Annotated in this window: 24 protein-coding genes; 13 read left to right on the top strand and 11 right to left on the bottom strand. The window is 65.4% G+C overall.

All coding sequences use genetic code 11. The annotated features are described in order from the left end of the window. Positions 1-8 precede the first annotated feature (8 nt). The 5 genes from OSH10_RS15775 to OSH10_RS15755 form a co-directional block, all read right to left on the bottom strand. Positions 9-437: an HIT family protein gene (locus OSH10_RS15775; RefSeq protein WP_266332823.1), complete on the bottom strand. Its 429-nt coding sequence runs from the start codon at positions 435-437 to the stop codon at positions 9-11. Positions 438-468: 31 nt separating this feature from the next. Further along, complete coding sequence (locus tag OSH10_RS15770; RefSeq protein ID WP_266332822.1) at positions 469-2,151, bottom strand: sulfatase-like hydrolase/transferase; 1,683 nt, start codon at positions 2,149-2,151, stop codon at positions 469-471. Between the two features lie 6 nt (positions 2,152-2,157). Next, positions 2,158-3,432, bottom strand: coding sequence for a GNAT family N-acetyltransferase (locus OSH10_RS15765; protein WP_266332821.1), 1,275 nt, complete (start codon positions 3,430-3,432; stop codon positions 2,158-2,160). Between the two features lie 179 nt (positions 3,433-3,611). After that, entirely contained in the window at positions 3,612-4,379 is a 768-nt protein-coding gene (locus OSH10_RS15760) for a glycerophosphodiester phosphodiesterase family protein (protein WP_266332819.1), read from the bottom strand. A gap of 3 nt (positions 4,380-4,382) precedes the next feature. Further along, positions 4,383-4,847, bottom strand: a complete 465-nt coding sequence (locus OSH10_RS15755) for a RidA family protein (RefSeq protein ID WP_266332818.1) — start codon at positions 4,845-4,847, stop codon at positions 4,383-4,385. Between the two features lie 186 nt (positions 4,848-5,033). Here OSH10_RS15755 and OSH10_RS15750 point away from each other — a divergent pair, with 186 nt between their 5' ends. Continuing rightward, the gene (locus OSH10_RS15750; protein ID WP_266332816.1) at positions 5,034-5,912 is read left to right on the top strand and encodes a cell envelope integrity EipB family protein; all 879 of its coding nucleotides are present in this window, start codon (positions 5,034-5,036) and stop codon (positions 5,910-5,912) included. 24 nt (positions 5,913-5,936) lie between these two features. Here the strand turns inward: OSH10_RS15750 and gph are convergent, their stop codons facing one another. Continuing rightward, positions 5,937-6,608: a phosphoglycolate phosphatase gene (gph, locus tag OSH10_RS15745; protein ID WP_266332815.1), complete on the bottom strand. Its 672-nt coding sequence runs from the start codon at positions 6,606-6,608 to the stop codon at positions 5,937-5,939. A 158-nt stretch (positions 6,609-6,766) separates the two neighbouring features. On the opposite strand from gph, the gene rpiA reads away from it, so the two are divergent. The 4 genes from rpiA (at position 6,767) to OSH10_RS15725 (ending at position 10,503) form a co-directional block, all read left to right on the top strand. Further along, positions 6,767-7,462, top strand: a complete 696-nt coding sequence (gene rpiA / locus OSH10_RS15740; RefSeq protein WP_323181612.1) for a ribose-5-phosphate isomerase RpiA — start codon at positions 6,767-6,769, stop codon at positions 7,460-7,462. Between the two features lie 28 nt (positions 7,463-7,490). Further along, positions 7,491-7,997: a DUF2059 domain-containing protein gene (locus tag OSH10_RS15735; RefSeq protein WP_266332811.1), complete on the top strand. Its 507-nt coding sequence runs from the start codon at positions 7,491-7,493 to the stop codon at positions 7,995-7,997. Positions 7,998-8,115: 118 nt separating this feature from the next. Next, on the top strand, positions 8,116-9,495 hold the full coding sequence (gor, locus tag OSH10_RS15730; protein WP_266332810.1) for a glutathione-disulfide reductase: 1,380 nt from the start codon (positions 8,116-8,118) through the stop codon (positions 9,493-9,495). 120 nt (positions 9,496-9,615) lie between these two features. Beyond that, the gene (locus OSH10_RS15725; protein ID WP_266332808.1) at positions 9,616-10,503 is read left to right on the top strand and encodes a DNA-3-methyladenine glycosylase 2; all 888 of its coding nucleotides are present in this window, start codon (positions 9,616-9,618) and stop codon (positions 10,501-10,503) included. Here OSH10_RS15725 and OSH10_RS15720 read toward each other — a convergent pair. Both OSH10_RS15720 and OSH10_RS15715 read right to left on the bottom strand, forming a co-directional pair. Next, on the bottom strand, positions 10,500-10,862 hold the full coding sequence (locus OSH10_RS15720) for a nuclear transport factor 2 family protein (RefSeq protein ID WP_266332806.1): 363 nt from the start codon (positions 10,860-10,862) through the stop codon (positions 10,500-10,502). The genes OSH10_RS15725 and OSH10_RS15720 overlap by 4 nt on opposite strands. Positions 10,863-10,934: 72 nt before the next feature. Further along, on the bottom strand, positions 10,935-11,336 hold the full coding sequence (locus tag OSH10_RS15715; RefSeq protein WP_266332805.1) for a hypothetical protein: 402 nt from the start codon (positions 11,334-11,336) through the stop codon (positions 10,935-10,937). 117 nt (positions 11,337-11,453) lie between these two features. On the opposite strand from OSH10_RS15715, the gene OSH10_RS15710 reads away from it, so the two are divergent. From OSH10_RS15710 to OSH10_RS15700, 3 genes are all read left to right on the top strand, one after another. Then, entirely contained in the window at positions 11,454-12,251 is a 798-nt protein-coding gene (locus tag OSH10_RS15710; RefSeq protein ID WP_266332803.1) for a helix-turn-helix domain-containing protein, read from the top strand. A 24-nt stretch (positions 12,252-12,275) separates the two neighbouring features. Then, positions 12,276-13,091, top strand: a complete 816-nt coding sequence (locus OSH10_RS15705) for an LssY C-terminal domain-containing protein (RefSeq protein ID WP_266332802.1) — start codon at positions 12,276-12,278, stop codon at positions 13,089-13,091. Between the two features lie 125 nt (positions 13,092-13,216). Further along, positions 13,217-14,602: a class II 3-deoxy-7-phosphoheptulonate synthase gene (locus OSH10_RS15700; RefSeq protein ID WP_266332801.1), complete on the top strand. Its 1,386-nt coding sequence runs from the start codon at positions 13,217-13,219 to the stop codon at positions 14,600-14,602. A gap of 60 nt (positions 14,603-14,662) precedes the next feature. On the opposite strand, the gene OSH10_RS15695 is transcribed toward OSH10_RS15700, so the two are convergent. Together OSH10_RS15695 and OSH10_RS15690 are read right to left on the bottom strand one after the other, a co-directional pair. Further along, positions 14,663-15,148: a DUF992 domain-containing protein gene (locus OSH10_RS15695; protein ID WP_266332800.1), complete on the bottom strand. Its 486-nt coding sequence runs from the start codon at positions 15,146-15,148 to the stop codon at positions 14,663-14,665. 125 nt (positions 15,149-15,273) lie between these two features. Continuing rightward, positions 15,274-16,548, bottom strand: coding sequence for an MFS transporter (locus OSH10_RS15690; RefSeq protein WP_266332798.1), 1,275 nt, complete (start codon positions 16,546-16,548; stop codon positions 15,274-15,276). A gap of 79 nt (positions 16,549-16,627) precedes the next feature. On the opposite strand from OSH10_RS15690, the gene OSH10_RS15685 reads away from it, so the two are divergent. The 3 genes from OSH10_RS15685 to OSH10_RS15675 all read left to right on the top strand — a co-directional run bounded on the left by OSH10_RS15685 (position 16,628) and on the right by OSH10_RS15675 (position 19,918). Further along, on the top strand, positions 16,628-17,245 hold the full coding sequence (locus tag OSH10_RS15685; protein WP_266332797.1) for a TetR/AcrR family transcriptional regulator: 618 nt from the start codon (positions 16,628-16,630) through the stop codon (positions 17,243-17,245). 111 nt (positions 17,246-17,356) lie between these two features. Further along, entirely contained in the window at positions 17,357-18,151 is a 795-nt protein-coding gene (locus tag OSH10_RS15680; protein ID WP_266332796.1) for a DODA-type extradiol aromatic ring-opening family dioxygenase, read from the top strand. 99 nt (positions 18,152-18,250) lie between these two features. Continuing rightward, positions 18,251-19,918, top strand: a complete 1,668-nt coding sequence (locus tag OSH10_RS15675; protein ID WP_266332794.1) for an NAD+ synthase — start codon at positions 18,251-18,253, stop codon at positions 19,916-19,918. A gap of 115 nt (positions 19,919-20,033) precedes the next feature. Here OSH10_RS15675 and OSH10_RS15670 read toward each other — a convergent pair whose 3' ends face one another. Further along, positions 20,034-20,849 carry a L,D-transpeptidase gene (locus OSH10_RS15670; RefSeq protein ID WP_266332793.1) on the bottom strand — a complete coding sequence of 272 codons (816 nt, stop codon included), beginning with the start codon at positions 20,847-20,849 and terminating at the stop codon, positions 20,034-20,036. 411 nt (positions 20,850-21,260) lie between these two features. Between OSH10_RS15670 and OSH10_RS15665 the strand changes: the two genes are divergently transcribed. Further along, entirely contained in the window at positions 21,261-22,358 is a 1,098-nt protein-coding gene (locus tag OSH10_RS15665; protein WP_266332791.1) for an ATP-dependent DNA helicase, read from the top strand. Positions 22,359-22,479: 121 nt separating this feature from the next. Next, on the top strand, positions 22,480-23,931 hold the full coding sequence (locus tag OSH10_RS15660; protein ID WP_266332789.1) for a glycosyltransferase family 4 protein: 1,452 nt from the start codon (positions 22,480-22,482) through the stop codon (positions 23,929-23,931). The last annotated feature ends 1 nt before the right edge of the window (position 23,932 follow it).

Raw genomic sequence — 23,932 nt, 5'->3', positions numbered from 1 at the left:
GAGCGAAATTATTCCGCTGCCAGCGCCGTGCGCACGCGTTCGGCGTTTTCGGCCAGGATTTCCGGCTTTTCCATCGCGCCCGTATGCGGGTGCAGCGGCTCGCCCTCGAAGCGCGGGATGATGTGGAAATGCAGGTGGAAGACCGTCTGGCCGGCGGCCGGCTCGTTGAATTGCATGACCGTCACGCCGTCGGCCGCGAAGGCGCGCTTGGCGGCGCGGGCGAGCTTCTGCACGATGGCGATCAGCCGCGCCAGCACGGCCGGATCCGCGTCGAGCATATTGCGCGAGGGCGTCTTGGGCAGGACGAGCAAGTGGCCGGGGCCCTGCGGCATGACATCCATGAAAGCGATCGTCTCGGCGTCCTCGTAGACGCGTTGCGACGGGATCTCGCCGCGCAGGATCCGGGCGAAGATGTTGGTGTCGTCATACGGGGTCATGCGGATCTCCGGTCGTTGTGGTTCCGTTCGGTCAGGCCCGCTCGGGCACGCCCGAGGCCTGCGGGGTCGTCCTGCCGAGTTCGATCAGGCCCTGATCGATCAGCGCACGGTGAAAGCGGTTCTTACGCTCCGATGGCGTTGCGATATAGAGCGCGCCGCACTCGCCGATGAGACTGGCACGGGTTGCGGAGACGGCGTCAAGCGGCAGGCCCGAGGCCTGCAGCGCGACGGTGCCCAGCATGGCGATGTCCAGCCGCGCCGGCACGCTGGCGAGTTTCGGTTCGAAGTTGATGCCCTCGATCGCGTAGAAGGTCTCGAACTGGCGCGGATCGTCGGAAGCGATGCCGCGTGCCTCCTCGATGGCGCGCGTCAGGGTCGGCTGGTGGTCGCCATAGCGCACGATCAGCATCGGCCGGTCGGGATAGCGTTGCTTCAGCGCTGCCTTGAAGGCCGCGTAGCTCTCGGCCGTCTCCGTCATGCGGGCGTAATATTCGCCGTAGTTCGCATCGGGCAGGGCGGTGGTGGCGAAGCGGCGCGCCGCCTCATACCGGCCTGCGGGCACCAGGCGCGTCTCATGCGGCCCGTGGTTGAAATTGGTGAGAGCCATCAGGAAGCGCGGAGCGGGGTCGTGGTCGATCGAACGCTCCAGCGCCCCCCGGGTCGCCGCGAAAAAGGCGGCGTCGGAATTGTTGACCTCGAAGGCGGCGAGATCGAAGGGGGGCGGAAAGTCATCGGAAAACAGGCGCTCCGCCACGCCGATGCCGGCATAGAAGGCGTTGTAGTTCATGAATTCGCGCCGGCAGCTGGTCGACAGCATGGTGCGGTAGCCGAGCTGTGCGAGTTCGCTCGGCAGTGAGTGGCGGAAGCGGCCAACGCCTTTCTTGAACAGGAAATAGGAATCGGGGCCGAAGCTGGCGGAGGACAATCCCGTCAGCAGGCTGAATTCCGTCTGCCAGGATCCGCCGCCATAGATGTCGACATGCAGCGTGCCGTGGAGCGCATCCTTCGGCGTCAGGAATTCCGCGATTCCGTCGTCCACGGGCAGGCCGAACAGGCGCGGGTCGAACACCGATTCATGCTGGATGACGATGATATCCGGCCGGATGTCGCTGCGTGCCGCGATCGGCGCGGCCAGGGGAAGCGGCGTCGCGGCGACGTCCAGCATGCGCAGGCCGCCGGTCGGCCACCAACTGGCGACATCCACCAGCGAAGCGATGAAGAACGAGAAGAAGCGCTTCTGCTGCGTCACGTCGGTTCGATAGGCCGTGCCGCCATTCGCGCGCCAGAGCGCATAGAGCGCCACCGCCGTCAGTCCGAGGATCAGAAGCCGGGAGGTGAAGGGATAGGGGGCGCCGCGCACCAGTGCCAGCGTCGCCAGCGCGGCGAGAAAGAGCAGGACGGCCCCGGCGATGGTCAGCGTCGCCGTGCGCCGGTATTGCCGCAGCATGAAGGGAATGGTGCCGGCGAAGGTCAGGCCCAAATCCGCGACCGCGAGCTTCATGCCGCTATGGTGATGCTTGACGGCGGACGCGCCGACGATGGTGAGCGCCAGGATCAAGGCCAGGAGGGTTGCCCGTTCCTCGTCTCCGACCACCAGCAGGCAACAGGCGGTCAGGAACGCAAAGGCGAGCAGCGCGAAGGCCGGCCGCGTCCCTTGCCGTTCGGTCACGAGCAGGATGGCCGCAGCCCCGACCCAGAGAAGAATCGCAGTCATGCAACGTCACGTATCAGCTTTGAAGGGCGTGTGCTCGTCGAGGAATTCGTGATCGGCGGCAACGGCTTCGCGTTCTCGCGACAGATAGTCGGCAACGGCGCGCCGCAGGCCGCGATCGGCGATGAAATGGGCCGAGCGGGTGACGATCGGGCGATAGCCGCGCGCGAGCTTGTGGTCGCCCTGCGCGCCGGCTTCGACGCGCGGCAGGCCGTGCGCGATCGCCCAGTCGACGGCTTGGTGGTAACAGACCTCGAAATGCAGGAAGGGCACTTCCTCCGACGCGCCCCAGTAGCGGCCATAGAGGGCGTCCGAGCCGATCATGTTCAGGGCGCCGGCGATCGGCACGCCGTCGCGCCTGGCGACGATCAGCAGGACCCGGTCGGCCATCCGCTCTCCGAGCAGCGAGAAGAAGCGCCGGTTGAGATAGGGGCGGCCCCACTTTCGCGCGCCGGTATCCATGTAGAAGCCGAAGAACGCATCCCAGTCCCGTTCGGTGATCGAGGGGCCCGTCAGGTGTTCGACCGTGATGCCGTCGGAGAGCGCCTCGCGCCGCTCACGCCGGATCGCCTTGCGCTTGCGCGAGGCGAGCGCCTCAAGGAAATCATCGAAGTCGCGATAGCCCTCGTTGATGAAATGGAACTGCTGGTCCATCCGGGCGAGAAAGCCGCTCTCGTCGAGCAGGTCGGCGTCCGGATCTTCCAGGAAGGTTGCGTGGATCGAGGAGGTGCCGAGCTGGCGGCAAAGCTCCAGCAATCCGGCCACCAGCAGTTCGCGCGTGGCGGGCGGCGCGTCCGCGCGGCTCAGCAGTCTGCGACCGGTGGCGGGGGTGAAGGGAACCGAGACCTGCAGTTTCGGATAATACCGGCCACCGGCGCGCTCATAGGCATCGGCCCAGCCTTGGTCGAAGACATACTCGCCCATCGAATGGGCCTTCTGGTAGCAGGGTACGATGCCGGCGGCCTTGCCGTTTTCGTCCTCGAGCACGAGGTGGCGCGCTTGCCAGCCAGTTCGGCCGGTTGCCGAGCCGGATTCTTCCAGCGCATGCAGAAAATCATAGGAAATGAAGGGGTTATAGGACGTCCGCTGAGATTTTGATTCAGGCGCGTCGGCTTCAGGTCCTGATTCCGCTCGTCCGTGATAAGTCTTTAGAAACGTTGAGGGATCCTCGCCGAACGGGCGGGCCGAAGCCCAGCCCGGATTGGCGCAGGCATCCCATTCCTGCCGGTCGATTTCGGCAAGCGAGGAGAGGACGCTGAGGCGCGCATCGGTGGTGGCTGTCATGAGGGGAGGACGTTCTCGCTCGGGCGCATGGACTATCCCAGCATCTAAGGCGCAACGCCGCAAGCGCAAGACGCCTTGTGAACGGCGTCTTGCGGCGAGAAGGGCAGGCGCGCCCCTGCGGCTTCCGCCTCATCCAGACTGTTGCCGACCCGGCGTGCAGGAAAGGTCGGACCGAGACGTCAGAGCTTGTCCGGGTCGAACCCTTCAAAGGTGATCTGGTCGGTATAGAGCTTCGCCTTGGCGGCCTGTTCAGGCGTTCGTACCGTCCAGGTGATCAGCGGCAGTCCGCTGGCCCGGACCTTCGAGGGGGCGAAAGCGGGCAGGCCGTTCAGGTCATAGGAGACGAAACTGGCGCCGACCTTGGGCACCGCCGACAGGTTGCGCAGCGCAAAGCGGCGGCGGGGCGGCAGGAAGCCCCATTCCTCAAGCTCGGTGTAGCGGTCGGCCACGATGCCGCGCGGCATGGAGGGCAGAAGCTTCTGCATGGCGGCCATCGAGTCCGGGTCGAACGACATCACCACCGCCGGCCCTTCATAGGCGGCGAGGATCGGCGCGACCGCGGCTTCGAGACGTCGATCGCCATTCCAGTTGCTCTTGAGCTCGATCACCAGCGGGACCTTGCCGGCAACAGTCTCCAGCAGTTCAGCGAGCGTCGGCACCGTGTCGCTGCCCTGCCGGAAGGCGGTCGCCTTCAGGTCTGCCAGCGTCATGGCGTCGACGCGGCCGCTGGCCTGCATCAGGCGGTCGACCGTGTCGTCGTGGAAGACGACGACCGCGCCATCGGCGGTGAGTTGCAGATCCACCTCGATCGCGAAATCGCGTTCGATCGCGGCCCGGACGGCCGAGAACGTGTTCTCGATCCGGCCGCCGGCCGCGTCATGATAGGCGCGGTGGGCGATCGGGCGCGCGGTAAGCCAGGCGGGGGCGATCGGGCGATCCGAGGACATGGATCAGGCGATTTCGAGGATGGCTTCGACTTCGACGCCGACGCCGAAGGGGAGGGCCGCGACGCCGACGGCCGAGCGGGCGTGACGTCCCTTGTCGCCCAGCACCTCAACCATCAGGTCGGAAGCGCCGTTGACCACCTTCGGCTGGTCGCCGAACTCCGGATCCGAATTGACGAAGCCGACGAGCTTGACCACGCGACCGATGCGATCGAGGTCGCCCAGCGCGGCTTTCGCCTGGGCTAGAATGTTGATGGCGCACAGACGCGCGGCGGCGCGGCCGTCTTCCAGCGTCAGCTCGCGCCCGAGCTTGCCGACATATTCGATGCCATTGGCTCCAACCGGAATCTGGCCCGAGATATAGAGAAAGCCTCGGCTTTCCACAGCCGGTACATAGTTAGCGGCCGGTGCGACCGCCGCGGGCAACACGATTCCGAGAGCTTCCAGTCGGCTATCGATCAGGCTCGTCATAGGGTTCTCCCAAGGCATGGCATTCATTCGTTTGGGTTTCGCCCGATTCCGGGGCGACCGCAAGCGACGCTCATGTTCCGATGCGGCGACAAGGTATATGCTGGTCCGTAGACGTTTTGGCGTTTTGCTGATTGAAATGGCGCTCTATGTCAGCCCTATGTCGGCTTGACGACGATGGGAGCTCGCATGAAGTCCGTATCACTGGGTGCAGGTCGCACGGGGCTGGCGCTGGTTGCCGCCGCCGCATCATGGATGGTCATGGCGGATTCGGCCGCAGCCATCTCGCCCGCGCCGGCCAAACTTCCCTTCGCGACGCACCAGGCCGTCTATGATCTGCGCCTCGATTCCGGCGGCAAGGCGGAGTCCGTCAGCGATGCCGAAGGCCGCATGGTCTATGATTTCGCCGGCTCTCGCTGCGACGGCTATACGACCAAGCTGCGTTTCGTGACGCGCATCAGCGATGGCGATGGCAATTCGCGGCTGACCGACGTGGCGACCTCCACCTTCGAGGATGCCGACGGCAAGAGCTTCAGCTTCGCCACCAAGAGCTATGTGGACGGTACGCTGGCCGAGGATTCGACGGGATCGGCCGAACGCGAGGACGGCAAGCTCCATGTCACGCTGGCCAAGCCCAAGACTGAGCGCTTCGACATTGCGCCCTCGTTCCAGTTCCCCAACCAGCATCTCTCCACCATTATCGAAGCCGCGATGCGCGGCGATCGCTTCGTGCAGGTCGGGCTGTTCGATGGGTCGGAAAAGGGCGAGAAGCCCTACGCGACGGCTGCCGTCATCGGCGCTGCCAATTCGGGCGCTGATGATCTCGGTGACGAGGCAGCCGCCAAATCGGCCGGAATCGCCAATGTGCGCCATTGGCCCGTGACACTCAGCTATTTTGACCAGAAGGGGTCCGGGGAGGAGTCGCCGGCCTATGAGCTGTCCTTCATCGTCTACGAGAATGGCGTCACGCGACGGATGCGGCTCGACTATGGCGACTTCGCGCTGACGGGAAAGCTGGTTCGGCTCGACATGAAGCCGGTCAAGATCGCCGCCAAGCGCTGCCGGTAGAAGCGCTCTTCGAGCGACTGACCTCTAAACGCGGACGGTCAGCTCGGCCACCGCCGCGGCCAACTGGTCGAAGTGGCCGATGACGATATCCGGGCCGAGTTCGGTGACCGGAACCGACGTATATCCGAAATCCACCGCCACGACGGGAATGCCAGCCGCCTTGGCCGTGTCGATGTCGGTCTTCGAATCGCCGATCATCACGGCCCGACGGGGATCGCCGCCGGCGCGGCGGATGGTCTCGTTGAGCGCCAGCGGATCGGGCTTGCGCGCGGCGAAGGTGTCGGCGCCGCAGATCGCCGCGAACCGGTCCGACAGGCCAAGCTCATCGAGCAGCAGCATCGAAAGACCCTCGAGCTTGTTGGTGCAGACCGCGAGCAGCCAGCCTTCGGCGGCAAAATGGTCGAGCGCCGCGACGACGCCTTCGAAGGGCCGGCTGGTGTCGGCAATGTGGGCCGCATAATACGCAATGTAGGTGTCGAACAGCCGATCGATGGTGGCCGCGTCGCGGGTGACGTCATTGGCGGCGAGGCCGCGCTCGATGAGGACGCGGGCGCCATGCCCCACCATCGCGCGTGCATCCTCGTAGCGAAGGGCGGCGAGGCCCTCCTGTTCGAGCACGACATTGAGGGTCGCGACGAGATCGGTGGCCGTATCGACGAGCGTGCCGTCGAGATCGAAGACGAGGATGGGGCGCATCAGCAGGGGAATCCGTCGGTGGAGGTGTGCGAACCTACCAACTCCCTCCGACCTCTGAAAGGCGGGACGATGTCGCGTGGACGTTGGCGACGGCCGCGCCCCATGCTAACAAGCGGCGCCGCATCGGCGTCAACTCCACAAATTCGAAGTGCCTGATGATCTCCAGCGACGAACTCAAGAAGCAGGCGGCGCTTGCGGCCCTCGAACAGGTCGAGGACGGCATGAAGCTTGGCCTTGGCTCCGGCTCGACGGCAAACCACTTCATTCGCGGGCTCGGAGCTCTCGTGCGAAACGGGCTCTCGGTTGTCGGCGTTCCCTCCTCGGAACGCACGGCGGCGCTGGCGCGCGCGGAGGGCATTCCGCTGGCGACGCTGGAAGAACTGCCTCGCCTGGATCTGACCATCGATGGCGCCGACGAACTGGACAGCCGGCTGCGGCTGACCAAGGGCGGCGGCGGTGCGCTGCTGCGCGAAAAGATCGTCGCGGCGGCATCGAGCCGGATGATCGTGATCGCCGACGGCTCCAAGCTGGTCGACACCCTCGGCGCCTTTCCGTTGCCGGTCGAGGTCAATCATTTTGGCATCGGCGCTACCACGGCGGCGATCGCCGACGCGGCCGCGCGTCTGGCCATGCCCGTCACGTTGACGCGGCGTCTCGCGGCGGACGGCTCACCCTTCGTAACGGATGGTGGCCACGCCATCATCGATGCATCTTTTGGCCTCATTCGCGATCCAGAAGCCTTGAGTCTCGCCCTCGCCGCGATTCCGGGGGTCGTGGAGCACGGTCTCTTCATTGGACTTGCATCTGCTGCCGTCATCGCTCGGCCGGAAGGCATAAGCTGGTTGGTGGCTTAACATTATTTCGCCCATCGGGAGTTTCTCCATGACCTTCATCCGCAAATCCATTGGCGCCGTCGTGCTGGCTGCCGGCCTCGCCATGGGCACGGCCGGTTTCGCTCAGGCGCAGGAAGTGACCGACGCGCATGTCGCCGCGGCGCTCGAGGCCGTACATGCGGCCAAGACCTCGCGCGGTTTCGACAACCTGCTGCCGCTCCTGTCGCAGCAGACCCAGAACAAGTTGATCCGCATGCGTCCCGACCAGCATCAGGCAATCGCCGAAGTGGTCGACGCCCAGGCGCTCGAACTCGTTTCGCGTCGCAAGGACCTCGACAACGACGTCGCCCGCATCTGGGCCAAGCACTTCTCCGAAGACGAGCTGAACGCGATCTCGACCTTCTACAAGAGCCCGGCCGGCTCCAAGCTGGCGGAAATCGGCCCGAAGGTCGTCGGCGAGACCCTGCAGTCGGTCAAGGGCTGGTCGGATCGCGTCGGCGAGGAACTGTTCGAAAAGTCCCGCGAGGACCTGAAGAAGAAGGGCATCGAGTTCTAGGCCACTTCGCCGTCTCGCCTTCACCGGCGACGATGCGCCCTTTGTTGGGCGGATCGCGATCTGCTTGCGCGAACCGCCGTCCACTTCGCCTGAAAATGCCCTGGGACCGAGCCTGATCATGAACCAGTTCGACGTCGACCTTTTCATCATCGGCGCCGGTTCCGGCGGTGTTCGTGCGGGGCGGATTGCCGCCAGTTACGGCGCCAGCGTGATGGTGGCGGAGGAATACCGCGTCGGCGGCACCTGCGTGATCCGGGGCTGCGTGCCGAAGAAGCTGTTCGTCTACGCCTCGCGCTTTGCCGAGGAGTTCGAGGATGCGGTCGGATTCGGCTGGAATCCCGGGGAGGCAACCTTTGACTGGCCGCGCCTCGTGGCTGCCAAGGACGCCGAGATCGATCGCCTGAATGGCATCTATATCCGCAATCTGGAGCGCTCCGGCGCCAAGCTGGTCCAGAGCCGCGCGGAGATCATCGATCCTCACACGGTGCGGCTCGTGGCGGAGGATCGCCTCGTCACGGCGAAGTACATTCTCGTCGCGACCGGGGCGACGCCCTATATCGTGCCGGATCTGCCGGGCCGCGAACTGGCGATTTCGTCGAATGAAGCGTTCCATCTTGAGCGTCTGCCGGAGCGGATCGTGGTCGTCGGCGGCGGGTTTATCGCGGTGGAATTTGCCGGCATCTTCAATGGTCTCGGCGTCGAGACGACGCTGGTCCATCGCGGCGATGCGCTCTTGCGCGGCTTTGACGCCGATCTCCGCCGCACCCTGCGCGAAGAGATCGAGAAGAAGGGTATCCGCGTCCTGACCGGCGATGTCATCACGTCGATCGAGAAGTCGGCGGACGGCCTGCTGGCGCATACCCGTAGCGGCGAAGCCCTTTCCGCCGGCGAGGTTATGATCGCGACCGGGCGCGCTCCCAACACGCGCGGCCTCGGCCTGGAGAGTGCCGGCGTCCAGCTCGATGGCGCGGGCGCCGTCATCGTCGACGAATTCTCGCAGTCCAACGTGCCGTCAATCTATGCGGTCGGCGATGTCACCAACCGGGTCAACCTGACGCCGGTGGCCATTCGCGAGGGCCATGCCTTCGCCGACACCGTGTTCGGCGGCAAGCGCATCTCGGTCGATCACCTCGGTATTCCCAAAGCCGTGTTCTCGCAGCCGGAAATCGGTTCCGTTGGCCTGACCGAGGAAGAGGCTCTCGTCGAATTCGCGGCGGTCGATGTCTACCAGACCAGCTTCCGGCCGATGAAGCACACGCTTTCGGGACGCAACGAGAAGACGCTGATGAAGCTTCTCGTCGATGCGGACAGCGACCGCGTCGTCGGCTGCCATATACTCGGCCCCGATGCCGGCGAGATCGTGCAGATCGTCGCCATCACGCTGAAGATGGGCGCGACCAAGGCCGACTTCGACTCCACCATGGCTCTGCATCCGACCGCGGCCGAAGAACTCGTCACCATGCGCGAGCCGAGCGTTCGCCACCGCCGCCAAGGCTGATCGCTTCGAGACCGCATCGATTGCGGAGCAAGAAACGGATGGCCGTGCCGCTGGGGTCGCGTTAGCGCTGGGCGACCGGTGCCATTCCGCGATCGCGGCGGTACGAAGGAAATGCGCGGAATGAAGCTGACCCTTGCGCTGCCGGCCGGCTTCCGGCCCGAGTATGCGCTCGCCTATCACGGTCGTGACCGGCTCAGTGTCAGCGAGCGGGTCGAAGGGCGGATCCTCGCCAAGACCGTACTGGTCGACGGAACAGCGTATTGTCTCCAGATCGACCTCGCTCATTCCGACCGCGCCACGGACCCGCATGCCGAGGTTCGTCTCGACGGAGACGTCCTGCCGCCGGAGACGGTGGAGCGGATCGTGTCGCGCATGCTCGGCCTCGGCAGCGATCCCGTCGGCTTCGAGGCGCTGGTGGCCGCGCGCGAGGATGCGGCGCGCATCCTGGGCCCGCGCCGCGGCCTGCGCATCCCCCTTACCGCCGATATCTGGGACGCCGTCTGTTGGGCGGTGATCGGCCAGCAGATCAACCTGACCTTCGCTGCCGCCCTCCGTCGCGCCATGATCGAGCGGGCGGGTGTTCTTCATCGCATCAGCGGGCTCTATGCCAACCCCGACCCGGCCCGCGTCGCCGCGCTGGACATGGAGGATCTGACCTCGCTGCGCTTTTCGCGGTCGAAGGCCAGTTACCTGATCGGGGTCGCGCGGCAAATCGAGGAAGGCGCGTTCTCGCTCGAAGCGCTGGCGCAGGGATCGGCCGGCGAGGCCGAGGCCGCGCTGGTGGCCGTGCGCGGCATCGGCACCTGGACGGCGCGCTACATCCTGCTGCGCGGCTTCGGCTTTCCCGACATGGCGCCGATCGGCGATTCCGGCCTCGCCACCGCGCTGCAGCGGCTGCATGGCCTCGCCGAGCGGCCCGACCTCAAGGCGCAGGAGGCTTCGATGCAGGCCTTTGCCCCGCATCGAAGCCTCGCCACGACCCATCTCTGGGCAAGTCTCGCCGACTAGGCGGCTGGCGCAAAGTCCAGGAAGCCGACGACATGGGCCAGCCGGCCGGTATTGACGGTCGCGAAGTCTGTGCCGCCGGCGACCGAGGGGCCGCCATCGGGACCGAGCTCCCAGGAGAAGCGGACGCGATCTTCATACGCGTCGATCCTGCCAACCTGCTTGAAGCGCAAGCCGGCGAAGCGCTCCTGAGCGGCCGCCATCATGCAGTCGATGCCGCCATGGCCGTCGCTCTTCATCATCGGGTCGCCATAGCTGGCCGATTCCGTGAAGGTCGCTGCGATCAGTTCGCGCCGTTTGGCGGGGTCGGTTTCATTCCAGCTGGCGATGTAGCGTTCGACGAGGGCTGCGGGGTTGGTCATGGTCTGTCTCCAAGGTTGATTTGAGGTTGGGGGCGCGAGTCGGGGCCGCCGCTCGCGCAGAAGGTGGAAAGGTCAGGCAGGGATCGGCGAAGCGGCGCGCAGGCCGATGGCCTCCAGTTCCGCCATGAAGGCGACGACGACGGCCTGCGCTATCACGACGGCGATGCCGAGTGCCGTCGGCGCCGCGAGGCCGCCGATCAGCAAGAGGACGCTGCCGACGACCCAGACGGCGTTGCAGCCTATGATCCCCCACACGGCGGACCGCGAGAGGATCGGCCGTGTGGCGACGAACAGCACGAGGGCGGCGAAGGGTAGAAGCACCAGGCCGGCTGCCCGCAGCAGGCCGGCCGGCAGTCCGAGCCAGTCGGTGACGAACCCGGCGCCGAGCGCCAGTGCGCCGCCCATGGCGAGGCAACTGGCGGCGTCCACCACAAGCAGATGGCGTAGGAAGTTGGGATGGCGGGTGATGTTCATGATCCGGTTCCTCGGCTCGTCGTTGCTGACGGGCCGGAGATTTGTGGGCCGGGGGCATGAAGTCGATTACCTCGGAGGTAATTGGATCGCTGCCGGACTTCTCGCTATCGTCGGCGCATGGCCACGAATCCACGCCCGATCGGCGAACAGATCCGCGACTGGCGCCAGCGGCGTCGCCGGAGCCAGATGGACCTTGCCGGCGACGCAGAGATGTCGACACGCCATCTGAGCTTCATCGAGACCGGCCGATCGCGACCGAGCCGCGACATGGTGCTGAGGCTCGCCGCCGAGCTGGAGGTTCCCTTGCGGGAGCAAAACCGGATGCTGGTGGCTGCGGGCTTTGCCCCCGTTTACCAGGAGAGAAGGCTGGACGATGCTGGCCTAACGGTCGTCCGCAAGGCCGTCGAGCGCATCATCGTGGGGCACGAGCCATATCCGGCGCTGGCGATCGATCGGCAGTGGAACCTCGTTGTCGCCAACGCCGCCATCATGCGGCTTGTCGCCAGTGTGGATGCCAGCCTGCTGGAGCCGCCGGTCAACGTCCTGCGTCTGGCGCTGCACCCGAAGGGACTCGCTCCGCGCACGCTCAATCTTCCGGAATGGCGGGCGCATCTGCTCGCGCGCCTGGCGCATGAGATAGACCTGACGGGCGATGCGGGCCTCGCGGACCTGCTGGAAGAGCTGCGCGCCTATCCTTCCGGCGGTGCCGGGCGGCCGGTTGTCCGGGACGATCTGGGCGGTATCGCCGTGCCGTATCGGGTCCGCCTCGGCGACGAGACGCTCTCCTTCATTTCCGCGACGACCCTGTTCGGGACCCCGGTCGACGTCACCTTGTCGGAGCTGGCGATCGAATCCTTCTTTCCAGCCGATGATGATACCGCGGAGGCCTTGCGCCGCCTTGCGGTGGCGTCATGATATCCGCCACAAGGGAGACGTGCGATGGCGGCGGACAAGGGGCTTCGCAGGCGGTTGAGGCTGCGCAATCTGGCGACCGGGGCGGTTGCGGTGCTGGCCGTCTGGGGGCTCGCCGCCTATGTCGTGCTCCCGATTGCCTGGACGCATTACGAGCGGCAGCCCGGCCTGGCGGATCGGCCGATGGTGACGCATACGGCGCAGGGCATTCCCGGCGATCCGCTCAATGTGGGGCTCGTCGGCGTCAAGGAGGATGTGCTCCGGGCCATGCATGCGGCGGGCTGGTATCCGGCCGATCCGATCACCTGGCGATCCAGCATCGAGATCGTCGGCAGCGTCGTGCTCGACCGGCCCTATCACGATGCGCCGGTCAGTCCGCTCTACTATGACGGCCGGCGCGAGGATTTCGCCTTTGAGAAACCTGTCGGTACCAGTGCGGACAGGCGCAACCATGTGCGATTCTGGCAGGTGCTGGACAAGGGGGCGGAGAATCGCCCGGTCTGGCTCGGTTCGGCGACCTTCGATCGCGGCGTCGGCCTCAGCCATGACACCGGCCAGGTGACGCATCACATCGGTCCCGACATCGACGCGGTGCGTGACGAACTGACCGAGGACCTGCAGAAGGCGGGAATGGTCGAGGCGACCTATCAAGTCACCGGCATCGGCCCGACTCTGAACGGACGCAACGGCGAGGGCGATCCCTATTATACGGACGGCGAGATCTGGATGTCGCGCCTCGTGCCGGAAGGCGTCAAGACGTCCAGGCCGCCAGAGATTCTGCCGCCGCCGGCCTTTGTCGGCTTCAAGGACCGGCTCTGGCACTGGGTTGCGTCATGGCTCTGAAGGGGATGACGCGCCGGTAGCCTCCTCCCGAGCATGCGTGTATAAAGCCGCACCTTTCGAGACCCGATGAGCCTCGTCTCGCGCTGGAGCTGCGCGAAGACGGGCAGGGGTGTGGAGTGATCACGATGAAGACGAGTTGGAAGCCGGATAGCTGGCGGTCGATGCCCATCCAGCAGGTGCCGGACTATCAGGATGCAGCGGCGCTCGCCGCGGTCGAGGGACGGCTTTCGAGCTACCCGCCGCTCGTCTTCGCCGGTGAAGCGCGCAAGCTCAAGAAGAGCCTGGCCGCCGTATCGCGCGGCGAGAGCTTCCTGTTGCAGGGTGGCGATTGCGCCGAGAGCTTCATGGAGCATCACCCCGACAACATCCGGGACTTCTTCCGCGCCTTCCTGCAGATGGCGGTCGTTCTGACCTTCGCCGGCTCCATGCCGGTGGTGAAGGTCGGCCGCATCGCCGGCCAGTTCGCCAAGCCGCGCTCGGCCTCGACCGAGACGATCAATGGCGTCGAACTCCCGAGCTATCGCGGCGACATCATCAACGGCATCGAATTCACGCCCGAGGCGCGCATCCCCGATCCCCGCCGGATCGAGGATTCCTATCGCCAGTCGGCGGCGACGCTGAACCTGCTGCGCGCTTTCGCCCAGGGCGGCTACGCCAATCTCGAGCATGTCCACCAGTGGATGCTCGGCTTCGTCAAGGATAGCCCGCAGGGCCATCACTACCAGGAGATCGCGGATCGCATTTCCGAGTCGATGGCGTTCATGCGCGCCTGCGGCGTCGATCCCGAGAGCACGCCGTCGCTGCGCTCGACCGATTTCTTCACCTCGCACGAGGCGCTGCTGCTCGGCTACGAGCAGGCGATGACCCGCGTCGATTCGACGACCGGCGACTGGTACGCCACGTCCGGCCACATGCTGTGGATCGGCGATCGCACCCGCCAGCCCGACCATGCCCATGTCGAATACATGCGCGGCGTGAAGAACCCGATCGGCCTGAAGTGCGGGCCGTCGCTGACCGGGGATGGCCTGTTGCAGTTGATCGACGTGCTCAATCCCGACAACGAGCCGGGCCGGCTCACGCTGATCTGCCGCTTCGGCGCCGACAAGGTGTTCGACCACCTGCCGCAGTTGATCCGCGCCGTGGAGAAGGAAGGCCGTTCCGTCGTCTGGTCCTGCGATCCCATGCATGGCAACACGATCAAGGCGTCCAGTGGCTACAAGACGCGGCCTTTCGACCTGATCCTTCGGGAAGTGAAGAACTTCTTCGACGTGCACCGGGCCGAGGGAACCTTCCCGGGCGGCATCCATATCGAGATGACCGGCAAGAACGTGACGGAATGCACGGGCGGCGCCCGGGCCATCAGCGACGAGGATCTTTCGGATCGCTACCACACCCATTGCGACCCCCGCCTCAACGCCGACCAGGCGCTCGAACTGGCGTTCCTGGTCGCGGAACTGCTGAAGACTAGCCGGCAGGGCATCGTGCAGCAGCGTGACGTCGTGGGCCTTTAGAGGACGACATCCCGCCGTTGACAGATCCGGCGCGTGCCCCTGGGCACGCGCCGTTTTCGTTTAGCGGCGCGCCGGCGCCTTGACGCGCGTCAGGTGCAGCGAACTGACGCCGGCGGCGAGGTTCAGGCCGGTCTGCGCCGTCACCGAAAGCGGCTGCAGCGCGACGCTGTTCTTGCCGCCGCCGACGAGCACGTTGGCGCCCAGGCCGAGACCGACCGTCGCCTGCGCCGTGGCGCCGGTGTAGCGGCCGGAGAGATCGCCATGGCGGCGGGTCGGCTCGAACACGTTCCAGACGATGACGCTGTTGCGGGTGAAGCCGACGTCGAGACCGACGCGGTCGATACGGCCCGTATAGAACTCCGTGCCGCGATTGGACCTGAACTCGCAGTTGACGGCGCGGCGGGAGCCGAAGACGAGGCCAACGCCCGATGCGACCCGGCAGGTCAGCGCACCGGTCTTGACGGCGGCCTGAGCCGCGGTGGCCATCGGCAGGGCAGCCGTCACGGCGACGACGGCTGCGAGGAGAGTCTTGTGCAGATTCGACATAGTCGACCTCGTGGAAATTTGCTTCGTTTGGGCTCACCGAAACGGCTGTGAACCAAGCATGCTTCTACACGCGAAACGTGCGGATGGGCCATGCGGGGAAAGCAATTTTCCTTGAGGCCGTTTCGTCAGGCTGCAACCGGAGCCAGTTCCCGCTTCCGGCGGCCGATCATCAGCGAGAGCAGCGCGGCGAGGATGCCGGTAGCGCCGGCGATGATGAAGGCGTCGAGATAGTTGCCCTGCGTCGTTCGCATGTATCCCGCGAAATAGGCGGCCGAGGCAGCCCCCAACTGGTGGCCTGCCGCGATCCAGCCAAACACGATCGGGGCTTTGCGATCGCCGAATGCCTCATTGGCGAGCTTGACGGTCGGGGGCACGGTGGCGATCCAGTCGAGGCCGTAGAACGCGGCGAAGATCGACAGGCTGTAGAAATTGAAATCGGTGAAGGGCAGGAACATCAGCGAGATGCCGCGCAGCGCGTAATAGGCGAACAGCAGCTTGCGAGGGTCGAAACGGTCGGTCAGCCAGCCGGACGCGGTGGTGCCGACCAGATCGAACAGCCCCATCATCGCCAGCAGGCTGGCGGCCTGGATTTCCGGCATGCCCATGTCGCCGCAAAAGGCGATCATATGCGTGCCGACGAGGCCGTTGGTGGTGAAGCCGCAGATGAAGAAGGTGGCGAACAGATACCAGAAGGTCTTCGTGCGGGCCGCTTCGAACAGGGCGTTGAAGGCGTTGGCGAGTGCGTTGCCTTGCGGGCCGGCCGGCGCCAGTTCGCCCTCGGGCGCGCCATAAGGGCGAATGCCGATGTCCTGCGGCCGCTCGGGCACGAAGAAATAGGCCAGCGGCACCAGCGCCGCGGAGATGACCGCCACCGAGATGACGACGGCCTGCCAGCCGCCCCATTGCGCCAGCGCCGCCATGCCCGGCAGAAAGATCAGTGTTCCCGTCGCCGTGCTGGCGGTCAGCAGGCCCATCATCAGGCCGCGATTGGTGACAAACCAGCGGTTCACGACTGTCGCGCCGAGGACCATCGCCACCGAACCGGAAGCGACGCCGGAAAACACGCCCCATGTGGCGACGTACTGCCACGGCGCGCTCATGAAGACGCTGAGGCCCGTCGAGGCCGACATCAGCAGCAGGGCGCCGATGAGTACGCGGCGGATGCCGAAGCTCTGCATGAGTGCGGCGGCGAAGGGCCCGGTGAGGCCATAAAGGAAGATGCCGATGGCGGCGGCGAGCGAGATCGTCTCGCGGCTCCAGCCAAAAGCCGATTCGATCGGCAGCATCATTACGCCCGGCGCGGCGCGCAGTCCCGCGCCGGCCAGCAGGCAGAAGAAGATCACGCCCGCGACCACGAACGCATAGTTCTGGCCATAGGGCCGACGGCGGACCATATTCATGTTACTGACCGTTCCGTTTCAGTTGAAAGTATGATACGTACCGTTCAGTTACATCGTCAAGCGGGGCAGGAGAATAAGTTTGGCAGGCAGCAGCGATCGACAGGTGACGAAAGCAGGCCAGCGGGCGGATGCGCCGCCGCGCGCCGCCGACCGGATCCGCGCGACGGTGCGAGACCTCTTCTATCGTCAGGGCATCCGCGCCGTTGGCATCGAGGAGATCGTGGAGCGGGCCGGGGTCACAAAGCCCAGCCTGTACCGCAATTTTGCCTCCAAGGACGAACTGGCCGCCGACTATATGCGCGACTATGACGCCGAGTTCTGGAAGCGGTTCGACGCCATCTTGGCCAGGCATCCCGTTGATCCGCGCGCGCAGATCCTCGCCTATCTCTCCAGCGTCGGCGAGCGTGCCCAGAGCGCCGATTATCGCGGTTGCGGCATGACCAATGCGGCGGTCGAGTTTCCGGCCAGGGACAATCCGGCCCGGCTCGTTGCTGTCGAGAACAAGCGCGAACTGCGCCGCCGGCTTACCGGGATGGCCAAGGCAATGGGCGCGGCGGAGCCGGAGATGCTGGGCGACGGATTGTATCTGCTCGCCGAGGGCGCTTATGCCAGTGGCCAGTTGTTCGGAGAAGGCGGCCCTTCGCGGTCGTTGGCGGCCGCCGCCGATCGATTGATCACGGACAGCCTGAAGACTTGAGCGCGTAGCCGGGCATTGGTCACGTGGATTGAACACTGCGTGCTTGGTTGTGCATCTACTGGGTGAGGGCCTGCGAGACTACCTTTCGGCTAACACGCAAAGGATAGTCCGATGTCGCTTCCCACCTTTTTCCTGTCGCACGGTTCGCCGATGTTGGCGCTGACGGACACGCCGGCGCATCGCTTTCTCCAGCACTTCGCTTCCACCATCCCGCGCCCCCGCGCGGTGCTGGTCGTCTCGGCCCATTTCGAGACCGATCGGCCGATGGTCGTCTCCGACCCCCATCCGGAAATGATTTATGATTTCCGGGGCTTCCCGAAGCCGCTTTACGAGATCAACTACCCCGCACCCGGCGACGCCGCCGTGGCGGCCGAAGTCGCGGACGAACTGCGCGCAGCTGGCCTGCCCGTCGACGTGGCGCCCAAGCGGGGCTTCGATCATGGCACCTGGATTCCGCTGTCGCTGGTCTGGCCGGAGGCCGACGTGCCGCTGGTACAACTGTCGATCCAGCCGCATCGCGATGCCGCCTATCACTATGCGCTCGGCCGGGCGATCGCGGCGCTTCGCGACAAGGATGTGCTGGTGATCGGCACGGGCGCGGCGACGCATAATCTGCGCGTGCTGTTCCGCAATCCCGGCGGCATGCCGGCGGTCGACGCGCCCCCGGTGGACTGGGCGCGCGAATTCGCCGACTGGGTCGCCGACCGGGCGGCGGCCGGCGATGCCGCCAGCCTGATCGACTATCGCGCGAAGGCGCCGCATGCGGTGATGGCGCATCCGGAGGATGACCACTTCCTGCCGTTCTTCGTCGCTCTGGGCGCCGCGGGCGAGGGCGCCAGGGGCGAGCGCATCCACAATTCCTACGAGTATCAGGCCCTGTCGATGGATATGTACCGCTTCGGCTAGGCACCGCAGCGGGCAGCGGCGAGGGCGGCGGAGCGACGTTTTTAAGCCTGCCGACGACTAGCCGTTGCCGCCGCTGTGGCGGCGCGGTAAAGGCAGACTATGACCCGCCCCGACACGCTCCGCATCGCCCTTGCCCAGATCAATCCGGTTGTCGGCGACATCGCCGGCAATCTCGAAAAGGCGCGCGCCGCGCGCGCGACCGCCGCGGCGGGCCGCGCCGACGTCGTCATGTTCAGCGAATTGTTCCTTTCGGCCTACCCGCCGGAAGATCTCGTGCTGAAGCCGGCGTTCCAGGACGCCTGCCGCGCCGCCTGCGAGGCGATCGCCGCCGATACCGCCGATGGGGGGCCGGCCGTGCTGATCGGCCTGCCATGGCGCGAGGACGAGGCGCTCTACAACGCCTATGCGCTCTGCGACAACGGCCGGATCGAGACGGTGCGCTTCAAGGTCGATCTGCCGAATTACGGCGTGTTCGACGAGAAGCGCGTCTTCACGCCCGGTCCGCATCCCGGACCGATCGTGCTGCGCGGCGTGCGCATCGGCGTTCCCATCTGCGAGGACATCTGGGGTCCCGATCCGGTCGAGTGCATCTCGGAGACGGGCGGCGAGATCCTGCTCGTGCCGAACGGCTCGCCGTTCCGCCGCCGCGTCATGGACCAGCGCTTCAACGTTGCGGTCGCGCGCGTCACGGAATCGGGCCTGCCGCTGGTCTATCTCAACCAGGTAGGCGGCCAGGATGAGCTCGTCTTTGACGGCGCATCCTTCGTTCTCAACGCCGACGGCTCGCTCGCCGTCCAGTTGCCCGCTTTCCGCGATGCGATCGAAATCGTCGAGTTCGCCCTGGTCGATGGCGCCTGGCGCTGCGTAGAGGGTCCGAAGGCGCGCCTCGAGGAGGGTGACGAGGCGGATTATCTCGCCTGCGTGCTAGGCCTGCGCGATTATGTCGGCAAGAACAATTTCCCCGGCGTCGTGCTGGGGCTGTCGGGCGGTATCGACTCGGCGCTGGTTGCGGCGATCGCCGTCGATGCACTGGGCGCCGATCACGTCCACTGCGTGATGCTGCCCTATCGATACACCTCGCAGGACAGCCTCGTCGATGCCAAGGCCTGCGCCGAGAAGCTCGGCGTGCGCTACGACATCGTGCCGATTGCCGAACCCGTCGAGGGCTTCATGCATGCTCTGGCGCCGATGTTCGCCGGCAAGGCGGCCGACATCACCGAGGAAAACCTGCAATCGCGCGCGCGCGGCACCATCCTCATGGCGATCTCCAACAAGTTCGGCGCAATGGTCGTGACAACAGGCAACAAGTCCGAGATGTCGGTCGGCTACGCCACGCTCTATGGCGACATGAATGGCGGCTTCAATCCGATCAAGGACCTGTACAAGACGCAGGTCTTCCGGATCTCGCATTTCCGAAACACGGTGGTCCCGGAAGGCTGCCTCGGCCCGTCGGGCGAGGTGATCCCCGAGCGGATCATCACCAAGCCGCCGACTGCCGAGTTGCGCGAGAACCAGAAGGACCAGGACTCGCTGCCGCCCTACGACATTCTCGACGATATTCTCGAGAGCCTCGTCGAAGGCGAGATGCGCGTTGGCGACGTGATCGCGCGGGGGCATGAGGCCGCGACGGTGCAGCGGATCGAGCACCTCCTGGCGATCGCCGAGTACAAGCGCCGCCAGGCCGCGCCGGGCGTCAAGCTCAGCCGCCGCAACTTCGGCCGCGACCGCCGCTACCCGATCACCAACAAGTTCCGCGACAGGGCCTGAATCCGTTCTGGTGGAGACCGCAATGGCGGGCTCCAGTCCCTGCGTTCGAACGTCTGCGCAAAAGAAAAAGGCCCTCCGATGGAGGGCCTTTTCATATTCGCTGCCGCGTGCCGGATCAGCCGTGGACGCTATCCGGCGGGATCGGAACGTAGCCGGCGGTCGAAGCGGGTTCCGGATCGGGGCGTGCGCCACCCTTGGAGTCATAGACCGCGACCGGATCCGGCGTCGAATTGCCGAGAACCTTGACCCGCGTGCCGATCGGCGTGCGGCTGTAGAGGTCGATGATGTCCTGGTTCATCATGCGGATGCAGCCGGACGAGAGCGACTTGCCGATCGACCAGGGCTGCGTCGTGCCGTGGATGCGGTACAGCGTGTCGACCTTGCCCTGATAGAGGTACAGCGCGCGGGCGCCGAGCGGGTTGCCGGGGCCGCCGGGCATGCCGTCGGGCCACTTCGCGGCTTCCGGATCGCGCGCCATCATCTCCTTGGGCGGATGCCACTTCGGCCACTGCTGCTTGGCCTGGATGGTCGCGTCACCGGACCAGGCGAAGCCCTGTCGGCCGACGCCGACGCCGTAGCGCAGCGCGGTGCCGTTCTCGAAAACGAGATACAGGAAGTGGTTGTACGGATCGACGACGATCGTGCCCGGCTCGGCATTGATCTCGCTCGGCAGGTTGACCACCTGGCGATAGAAGCGCGGGTTGATCTTGGTCAGGTCGATGGCGGCGATCGGGAACGGCTCATCCGTGATCGGGCCGTACATCGTCGCAAAGCCCTGGTCGATGACCGGGGCGCCGCCCATGCCGCCACCGCTGGCGACGGGGCCACCCGGCTGCGAAGTCTGGCATGCTGCAAGCACGACCGGCAGGCCGATCATGAATGTTCGGCGGCTCAGCTTTCCGGCCGCCTTCAGAGGCTTCGTCTCGTTCAAAGCCTGTTCCTTTTCATCATCATACTGGGAAGAACCCAATTAAAACCGGAACGCCTCGGGGGAAGCATTTCCGAACCCGATCGTCTCGACTGGCTCGAATTCCGCCGACGCCCTGGCGGCGCGATCCAATAAGAATGATATCGATCCTTACTGGTTGCTTTCGCATTTTGTCGCAATGACAAATTCGCCACACAGCGGGCCAATCCAAGTGCACCCACGGCTGTATCCGTTTTCCATTCGCCCCTGTCTGGGGCGCAGATTGGCCCAAACCAAGGCACGTTAAGCATGTTTTGCCCCGGCACCTTGAGAAGCCGGGCACTGTTGCTTAAATGACGCGGGCTTTCGCCCTCTGCGTTCCTGCACAAAGCGCATGAATCGGCTATCAGGGGCGATCATTGTGTCGGAGCCTTCATGCGCTGGTCGCCCCAACAGGAAAATGCGCTCTCCGCCGTATCCGAATGGCTGCGGCGAGGGGATAGTCCCGTCTTCCGCCTGTTTGGCTATGCCGGCACGGGCAAGACGACGCTTGCCCGCCACATCGCCGAGGATATTGACGGCGACGTTGCCTTCGCCGCCTTCACCGGCAAGGCGGCGCACGTACTGCGCTCCAAGGGCTGCGAAGGTGCGGGCACGATCCACAGCCTGATCTATCGGCCGCGCGCCAATGACGATGACGACGAACAGCCGACCTTCGCGCTGAACCATGACAGCGCCGCCTCGAAGGCCGACCTGATCATCATCGACGAGTGCTCGATGGTGGACGAGGATCTCGGTCGCGACCTGCTGTCCTTCGGCACGCCGGTCCTGGTGCTGGGCGATCCAGCGCAGCTTCCCCCGGTCAAGGGAGGGGGCTTCTTCACCGAGCAGGAACCCGATTCGATGCTGACGGAGGTGCACCGTCAGGCGCAGGACAATCCGATCATTCGCCTTTCCATGTCGGTCCGGGCCGGCGAGCCGATTGAATATGGCGAGCATGGCGAGAGCCGCGTCATCTCGCGGCGCGAGATCGATGCCGCGCAGATCCTTGCCGCCGACCAGGTTCTCGTCGGCACCAACAAGACGCGCCGGCTCTACAACCAGCGCATCCGCGAGCTGAAGGGCCTGCTGAGCCCCATGCCGGCGGTGGGCGACAAGCTCGTCTGCCTGCGCAACGACAAGCAGAAGGGCCTGCTCAATGGCGGCACCTGGGTGGTCTCGGAACTCGGCGCGCCGCGGAAGAGCTTCCTGCGCCTCAGCCTGAAGCCGGAGGAAGACGCGACGGGGAAGGCCGTGAAGGTCTCGGTCCATCCGAACTTCTTCGAGAATGGCGGCGAGGATCTGCCCTATGCGCAGCGACGCAATTCCGACGAGTTCGACTATGGTTACGCGCTGACCGTGCACAAGTCGCAGGGTTCGCAATGGGATGATCTGGTCCTGTTCGACGAAAGCTACGCCTTTCGCGAGCACCGCGACCGCTGGCTCTACACCGGACTGACCCGGGCCGCGAAGCGGATCACCATCGTCCGCTAAGTCGATTCCTTTGCAATCTATGGGGCGCTCTCCTTAATTCCGCTCATTTTGGTTGCAACTTTAGCGTGGGCTCAGGATGTCGGTTCGACCTTCTCTTGCGCCGGTCGGGGAGGGAACTGCCATGGATCCGCGCAGTCCTTTTGGTGAAGCCTCTGAATCGGGGCCCGCGACAGCGGGACTGGCAACCGTTTCAAGAATAGCGCTGGTCATCCGCCATCTGTGGGAACTCTCCGACTCCATCGGATATGACTGCCTGGGCCAGTTTCGCGTGCTTCGCGAATGGGCCGGCGATGAAGTCGAGGTGCGGATCTTCTGCGAGCACCGAAACGGGCGGCACTATGACGGCATTCCCACGGAGCCCATCGGGGCGTTGCGCGCCTGGCTGGGGGAACGGCCGGGAGCCCTGGTGATCTACCATTTTTGTGATGGATGGCCCGCGTTCGATACCGAGATCCCGGACTTGCCGGCGGCCGTCATCGTTCGTTGGCACAACAACACGCCACCGTGGTTCTTCGCCAGGTATTCCGCGAAGGCGACTCTGAATACCCTGAACGGGCTCAAGGGCGTGATGGCGATCGGCGCCCGGTCGAACGCCTCGTTCTGGACCAATTCCAACTATTCCGCCAAGCAACTGGCCGTTCTGGGCATCGAGCCGCAGCGCGTGCATGTCGTCTATCCGATCTCGCCTTTCCTCTTCGAGGGAGAGAGCGCTCCGCCGGATCGGCCCGCAGCGTCGGATGAATGCATCCGGATCCTCTTCGTCGGCAGGATCGTGCCGCACAAGGGATACCTGCATCTCGTCATGACGGCCGCGGCATTGCAGCAGCGGTCCAGCCGGCGGGTTCAATTGACGCTGGTCGGCCGGCCCGATCCGACGATGCCGGCCTATGTGCAGGAGGCGAAAGCGCTCGCTGAGGCGTGCGGCGTGGATGCGCGCTTTCCCGCCGAGGTCTCGTTTGCCGAATTGCGGGAATTCTATCGCGACAGCGACGTCTTCCTTTGCCTCTCGGAGCATGAGGGATTTGGCCTCCCTATCTTCGAGGCCATGCGGAGTGGGCTTCCCGTTGTGGGATTGCGCTCGACCGCGATCGGCGAGTTTCTTGCCCATCACCCCTTGGCGCTAGGCCGCATGGACTATGACGAAGCGGCCGAGCTTGTCCTGGCAGCGACGGACCCATCGCTTCGCGATGCCGTTGTCCGTTGGCAGAACGATAATCTGACCTCCTTTTACACGACAGCGATCGTTGCCCGCCAACTGAAGGCGGGCGTCCTGGGTCGCCATGCGATGGCGCCCTCGCCGGGCGTTCCGGATCCGGAAATCGCGAAGGCTGTCGAGCGGCTGGGCACGAGCCTGCCCCAGGCGGGGCCATTGCGATTTCCTCCAGAGGCCGAGCGTCCGCTTGTGGATGCGATCGACCGCTACGTCACCCGCTACGACGTCGCGGCATATGGCGCGCTGGCGGCGGCGATCCCGCGCCGGAAACGCGGCCCGATCCGGCGCGTCGCGCGGGAGATCGAGCGTTTCGTGAAGCGGACCAGGCAGATCGTTGCGCGGGCTTGCGGCGCGCGCTAAA

Origin of the sequence: Kaistia defluvii (genome assembly GCF_026343955.1) — a bacterium.
Lineage (GTDB): Bacteria > Pseudomonadota > Alphaproteobacteria > Rhizobiales > Kaistiaceae > Kaistia > Kaistia defluvii.
This window is presented reverse-complemented; position numbering and strand designations above follow the sequence as displayed.

Bases quoted from the DNA above. Each gene is read 5' to 3' on its own strand.
- OSH10_RS15735 (WP_266332811.1), top strand. From the start codon at position 7,491: ATGACCTTCATCCGCAAATCCATTGGCGCCGTCGTGCTGGCTGCCGGC.
- OSH10_RS15665 (WP_266332791.1), top strand. From the start codon at position 21,261: ATGCGCTGGTCGCCCCAACAGGAAAATGCGCTCTCCGCCGTATCCGAA.
- OSH10_RS15775 (WP_266332823.1), bottom strand. From the start codon at position 437: ATGACCCCGTATGACGACACCAACATCTTCGCCCGGATCCTGCGCGGC.
- OSH10_RS15770 (WP_266332822.1), bottom strand. From the start codon at position 2,151: ATGACTGCGATTCTTCTCTGGGTCGGGGCTGCGGCCATCCTGCTCGTG.
- OSH10_RS15710 (WP_266332803.1), top strand. From the start codon at position 11,454: ATGGCCACGAATCCACGCCCGATCGGCGAACAGATCCGCGACTGGCGC.
- OSH10_RS15750 (WP_266332816.1), top strand. From the start codon at position 5,034: ATGAAGTCCGTATCACTGGGTGCAGGTCGCACGGGGCTGGCGCTGGTT.
- gph (WP_266332815.1), bottom strand. From the start codon at position 6,608: ATGCGCCCCATCCTCGTCTTCGATCTCGACGGCACGCTCGTCGATACG.
- OSH10_RS15695 (WP_266332800.1), bottom strand. From the start codon at position 15,148: ATGTCGAATCTGCACAAGACTCTCCTCGCAGCCGTCGTCGCCGTGACG.
- gor (WP_266332810.1), top strand. From the start codon at position 8,116: ATGAACCAGTTCGACGTCGACCTTTTCATCATCGGCGCCGGTTCCGGC.
- OSH10_RS15755 (WP_266332818.1), bottom strand. From the start codon at position 4,847: ATGACGAGCCTGATCGATAGCCGACTGGAAGCTCTCGGAATCGTGTTG.
- OSH10_RS15660 (WP_266332789.1), top strand. From the start codon at position 22,480: ATGGATCCGCGCAGTCCTTTTGGTGAAGCCTCTGAATCGGGGCCCGCG.
- OSH10_RS15765 (WP_266332821.1), bottom strand. From the start codon at position 3,432: ATGACAGCCACCACCGATGCGCGCCTCAGCGTCCTCTCCTCGCTTGCC.
- OSH10_RS15700 (WP_266332801.1), top strand. From the start codon at position 13,217: ATGAAGACGAGTTGGAAGCCGGATAGCTGGCGGTCGATGCCCATCCAG.
- OSH10_RS15675 (WP_266332794.1), top strand. From the start codon at position 18,251: ATGACCCGCCCCGACACGCTCCGCATCGCCCTTGCCCAGATCAATCCG.
- OSH10_RS15715 (WP_266332805.1), bottom strand. From the start codon at position 11,336: ATGAACATCACCCGCCATCCCAACTTCCTACGCCATCTGCTTGTGGTG.
- OSH10_RS15760 (WP_266332819.1), bottom strand. From the start codon at position 4,379: ATGTCCTCGGATCGCCCGATCGCCCCCGCCTGGCTTACCGCGCGCCCG.
- OSH10_RS15690 (WP_266332798.1), bottom strand. From the start codon at position 16,548: ATGAATATGGTCCGCCGTCGGCCCTATGGCCAGAACTATGCGTTCGTG.
- OSH10_RS15720 (WP_266332806.1), bottom strand. From the start codon at position 10,862: ATGACCAACCCCGCAGCCCTCGTCGAACGCTACATCGCCAGCTGGAAT.
- OSH10_RS15705 (WP_266332802.1), top strand. From the start codon at position 12,276: ATGGCGGCGGACAAGGGGCTTCGCAGGCGGTTGAGGCTGCGCAATCTG.
- OSH10_RS15725 (WP_266332808.1), top strand. From the start codon at position 9,616: ATGAAGCTGACCCTTGCGCTGCCGGCCGGCTTCCGGCCCGAGTATGCG.
- OSH10_RS15680 (WP_266332796.1), top strand. From the start codon at position 17,357: ATGTCGCTTCCCACCTTTTTCCTGTCGCACGGTTCGCCGATGTTGGCG.